4 protein-coding genes are annotated in these 5,004 nt (G+C 57.4%); all 4 read left to right on the forward strand.

What is annotated here, in order from left to right; genetic code table 11:
• The first annotated feature begins 264 nt into the window (after positions 1-264).
• The 4 genes from NW826_RS05795 (at position 265) to rlmD (ending at position 4,917) form a co-directional block, all read left to right on the forward strand.
• Complete coding sequence (locus NW826_RS05795) at positions 265-996, forward strand: alpha/beta hydrolase-fold protein (protein WP_414337128.1); 732 nt, start codon at positions 265-267, stop codon at positions 994-996.
• A 45-nt stretch (positions 997-1,041) separates the two neighbouring features.
• Positions 1,042-2,100 (forward strand): ATP-grasp domain-containing protein, encoded by a 1,059-nt coding sequence (locus NW826_RS05800; RefSeq protein WP_414334826.1) that lies wholly within the window; start codon positions 1,042-1,044, stop codon positions 2,098-2,100.
• Between the two features lie 212 nt (positions 2,101-2,312).
• Positions 2,313-3,500 (forward strand): GNAT family N-acetyltransferase, encoded by a 1,188-nt coding sequence (locus NW826_RS05805; RefSeq protein ID WP_414509663.1) that lies wholly within the window; start codon positions 2,313-2,315, stop codon positions 3,498-3,500.
• A 22-nt stretch (positions 3,501-3,522) separates the two neighbouring features.
• The gene (gene rlmD, locus NW826_RS05810) at positions 3,523-4,917 is read left to right on the forward strand and encodes a 23S rRNA (uracil(1939)-C(5))-methyltransferase RlmD (protein ID WP_414348808.1); all 1,395 of its coding nucleotides are present in this window, start codon (positions 3,523-3,525) and stop codon (positions 4,915-4,917) included.
• Positions 4,918-5,004: the final 87 nt, after the last annotated feature.

A 5,004-nucleotide genomic window follows, 5' to 3' on the forward strand; every position in this document is an offset into this window, starting at 1 on the left:
CGCCTCGTGAGTCTTGGATGCTTCAGCTCTACTTCAGAGACCCGGTACACGGGATGGACTCCGTCCCGCTGCCGCGAACGATGAAGCAACTGGGGCAGAAGAAGAGACAAAAGCTCTGCTGTCAAGCGGGTGAGGAAACCCTACCCGCCTGCGCGGTGGGGTAGTTCATGGTTGCAGCTTGGCTTTCTTGGCCAGGCAAGGCACAACTTTTCCCCCGCAGAAGAGAAAGTTGGGTATGTTTTGAGGATCCCTTCCCCGTTTTTCATGTCCTACGCTCGCCGCTACTTGCGTTTTCCCTCTCCGATCTTGGGCCGGGAAATGGAGATGCTCCACTTTGGGCATCACGGCTACCCGCTCATCTGTCTGCCCACCAGCAACGGGCGTTTTTTCGACTTGGAAGATCGCGGCATTATCGCCAGCCTCGGCCATCATCTGGAACAGGGCTATTTGCAGGCTTTTTGCGTGGAAACCCTGGATTGGGAGACCTTGTTCAACCGCGAGCTGGACGTGCCCCAACGGCGGGATCGCTGGCTGTTGCTGGAGCAGCACTGGGTAGAAGAGCTGATCCCCTATGCCAAAGCAGAAGCACAAAATGACTTTCTGGTGGTGGCAGGCTTCTCTCTGGGGGCCACCCACGCCGTCAACCTCACCTGTCGGCACCCCGGCCTGGTGCGCCGTTGTCTGGCGCTGGGAGGGCCCTACGATGTGGCTGCTCTCGGCCCCATCACCGGCTGGGATCCCCAGCAGGCGGAGCAGGAGCTGTACTTCATCAACCCCTTGGCTTACATGTCCAACATGAGCCGACAACTCTGGGATCAACTGGGCGGGCAAAATACCGAGCTAAAACTGCTCACCGCCCACCGGGATCACTGCCTCAACGACAACCTGCGCCTGGCAGAAGTCCTCCGCCGCAACGACATCCCCCATCACCTGGAGGTGTGGGAAGGGGATCACGACTGGCCCACTTGGCAAGCCCAAATCCGCGCCTTCGCGTAGGATCCCTTGCAGAGGATTGAGAGAGCTTTTGACGAGGGAGCCTGGATGATCGAAGACTACTGGGTTGGCAGCCTGCACTTCAGCGAGCCTTTTGGGGACGACACCCTGGCCCGCCTCAACGCTCTTCCCCCCGTTCAAGCCCGCAACGGCCAAGCCTACAAGATCCGGGCGGAACATGTCACCATCCACGAGGTGAACCTGGATTACCGCACCAAGTACCGCCTCATCCTAGACCGCTTCAGCTATCTTTACCCCCAAGCAATTGGCCTGTTCATGGGCTTTGCCTTCAGGGGAGTATACATCATCAACAACCCCTTCAGCTTTTACTACTACTTGCGCAACAAAGATGCCGCCTACATGGTGGTCAAGGAGCTGGGGATCTCCATTCCAAAGACTTACATTCTACCTCCCAAGGAAGCTCCGGCTTTGAAAACAGAAGACTTTAAGTATCACAAGTTTTTCGATTGGCAGGGGATGGCAGAAGATCTCGGCTGGCCGATTGTCATCAAACCGGCGGAGGGACGGGAGGCCATCGGGGTCGAAATTGCCTATAACATGGAGCAGCTCCTCTACTTTTACGACCGCTCCGGATCCCAGGTGATGATGCTCCAGGAGAAGGTTAAAAGCCCCTATCCCTGGCAGATTCGCGCCCTCTGCATTGGCCGAAAGATCATCCCCATTAAATACATCTTTCGCAAGTTCGATGCCAGCGAGTACTTATTTGATCCAGAGTTTCTCACGCCAGAGATGGGCAAAAAAGTTATCGATACGTGCCGGATTATCAATCGGGCGTTGGGCTATGAAATGAACTCGGTGGAGCTGTTTATCGACGAGCAAGGGGAGCTGCAAGCCATTGACTTTAACAATCCGGTGCCCGATGGCCGCCTCAAGGCTTTGGGGGAGATTTTTTACAACGATTACCAGCAGGCCCTTTGCGATTTGGTCGTAGATATTGTGCGGGAACAGCGGCCTTTCGACTTCTTGCCCCCAGATGTCAACCGCTTTGCCCAGATCGCCCGGCAGGCCGACCTCACCCGTGAGCAGAAGTTTCAGATGGCTCTGGAATTGGCCAACCACTACTACGAGCCCAGGGATCGCGAATAAAATACGTTAACACAAAGGCACCCTCTGGCGCCGGGTCGAGGAGCAGTTCTCTGTTTTCCAATCTTGTACATATTATGTGGGTTAAGCAGGCAAGCAAGCGCGGGGATCCTGTCCCGTGTTGAACTTAAAGGCGGCGGATCCTCTCTGCAAGGAGTATGGGGACAGCCAAGCTGACGCGGCTGCAGGGCGAGTTGGTCTATCTGGGCAGGCAAATGTCAACCGGCTTGAAATGGCGCTGGTGCCACGATATTCGCGAGATCCCGGCGGTTGCCTGGCACACTTTGCAGACGGAGCGCACCTCTCCCTTTTTGGAGTACGAGTGGCTGCACAGCTTAGAGGCTTCCGGTTGTGCCAGCCGCAACACGGGTTGGTTGCCCTGTCACCTGTTGGTGGAGTCGGGGGGGCAATTGATCGCCGCTGCCCCCTTGTATTTGAAAAGCCACAGCCAGGGTGAGTTTATCTTCGACCAAGAATGGGCTGCGGTTGCCGGCCAACTGGGGGAACGCTACTACCCGAAGTTGATCGGCATGGCCCCCTTTACGCCGGCCACCGGCTATCGCATTCTCGTCCACCCCGACTACTCGGCAGCAGAAGTGTGGCCGTTGATGTTGGCCATTATCGACCGCTTTTGCCAAGATAATGATATTTCGGTGTTTAGCTTACTTTATGTGGATTTGGACTGGCGGGCCCAATTAGAATCGGATGGATTGACGCCTCGAATCACCCACAACTACCAGTGGCACAACCCTGGCTACCGCTCTTACGAGGACTTTTTGAGCCAGTTCAATGCCAACCAGCGGCGCAACATTAAGCGGGAGCGGGCTGCGATGGAAAAAAGCGGCATACAACTCAAGATCTACACAGGAGAGGAGATCACGCCGCGCCTGCTCTCTCTCATGTATGATTTTTACAGCAACACCTGCGCTCAATTCTGGAACTGGAGCAAATATCTCAACCGCCGCTTTTTTGAATCTCTCTATCCCAACTATCGGCAGCGGCTGGTGCTGGTGGCCGGGGAACGAAATACAGAAATTGTGGGGATGTCTTTTTGTGTTCGTAAAGAAGATCGCCTATTCGGTCGCTACTGGGGCTGTCGGGAAGAGGTGAAGTTCCTGCACTTTAACGTTTGCTATTACGAGCCGATTGCCCTGGCCATCCGCGAAGGGATCCGCAACTTTGATCCCGGCGCCGGCGGATCCCATAAGATCCGGCGGGGATTTCCGGCTACGCCTGTGTACAGCTACCACCGTTTTTATCGACCACGGCTGCAACAGGTTTTGGTGCCTTATTTGAATCGGGTTAATCCTCTCATGTTGGCCGAGCTGGAGAATGTCAATCAAAATGAGGTTCCTTTTCGAGAGGATGTTTTGCCTTCTCTGTCTGCTTTGACCCAGGAATAAGCCACTCTAGCGAAACAGCTTAATGGAACAGCCGCTCCCTTCTGGTTTTCTGGATCCCGTTAAACCCGGCGATCTCCTATCCCTGGAGATCACGGATCTGACCCCCCAAGGAGATGGCATTGCCCACACGGCGGGACTGGGACAAGGGCGGGTGGTGTTTGTCTCCCAGGCGGTGCCGGGGGATCAGGTGGTGGCCCAGATCACCGAGATCAAGCGCAACTATTTGGTCGGACGAATTCGGTCGTTGATGACTCCCTCTCCCGAACGGGTGCGACCGGCCTGCATCGTGGCTGACAAGTGCGGTGGCTGCCAATGGCAACACGTCAGCTACGCTCAGCAACTGGCCACCAAGCAGCAGATCCTCAGGGATGCGCTGGAACGGATTGGCGGCCTTACCCTGCCGGAGCCTGTCCCCATTTTGGGATCCCCGCAGCCGCTGCGCTACCGCAACAAGGTCACCTACCCCATTGCCAAAGCGGCAGGCCAGCCGTTGCGCGTGGGCTACTACCAACGGGGCAGCCACCGCCTGGTGAACCTCAACCAATGCCCCGTGCAGGATGAGCGGTTGGACGTGTTCCTGAGGGAGATCAAGCGGGATCTCCAGGAAACGGGCTGGAACGTGTATGACGAAAGCCGCCACCAGGGCCATCTCCGCCACCTGGGCTTGCGCATCGGTCGCCGTACCCGCGAGGTGCTGCTGACCTTGGTCAGTTGCAGCCGCGACCTGCCCCATCTGGAAAGCTGGGCTGAACGCTGGATGCAGCGCTACCCCGACCTGGTGGGGGTCTGTCTCAATCTCAATCCGGCCCGCACCAACGCCATCTTTGGCCCGCAAACGGAGGTGATTGCCGGTCGGGGATCCCTGCGGGAAGAATTTGCCGGTTTTTCCCTCTGGATCGACAGCACCTCTTTCTTCCAGGTCAATACCGAGCAAGCGGAGGCCTTCTTTACCTGGATAGTCGATCAACTGAACCTGCGGGGAGAGGAGACCGTCCTGGACGCCTACTGTGGCATCGGCACCCTGACCTTGCTGCTGGCGCAACGGGCCAAACGGGTGATGGGGGTGGAAGCGTTGCCGGAAGCGGTGGCCCAGGCCCGCTACAACGCTCGCTTCAACAACCTCTCTGCTGTCCAGTTTTTCGAGGGCACGGTGGAACAGGTTCTGCCAACCCTGCCCCCTGCCGACATTGTGGTGCTGGATCCGCCGCGACGTGGCTGCGACCGCCAAGTGCTCGAGATCTTAAAGCTGCGACGGCCACCGCGCCTCGTTTACATTAGCTGTCACCCGGCCACCTTGGCGCGCGACTTACAAATCTTGCTGGCCGAGGGATCCTACCACCTAACCCAATGGCGAGCTGCCGACTTCTTTCCCCAAACCGGGCATGTAGAGGGAGTCGCCTTTCTGGAGCGGGTTTAAGGGCAACCCCAAAAACCTCTCTCCGCCTATCCCCCCTCTCCCTTTGGGAGAGGGGCTGGGGGTGAGGGCTGGGAGAGGGGCTGGGGG

This window comes from Synechococcus sp. OH20 (genome assembly GCF_047502685.1).
Taxonomy (GTDB): Bacteria; Cyanobacteriota; Cyanobacteriia; order Thermostichales; family Thermostichaceae; genus Thermostichus.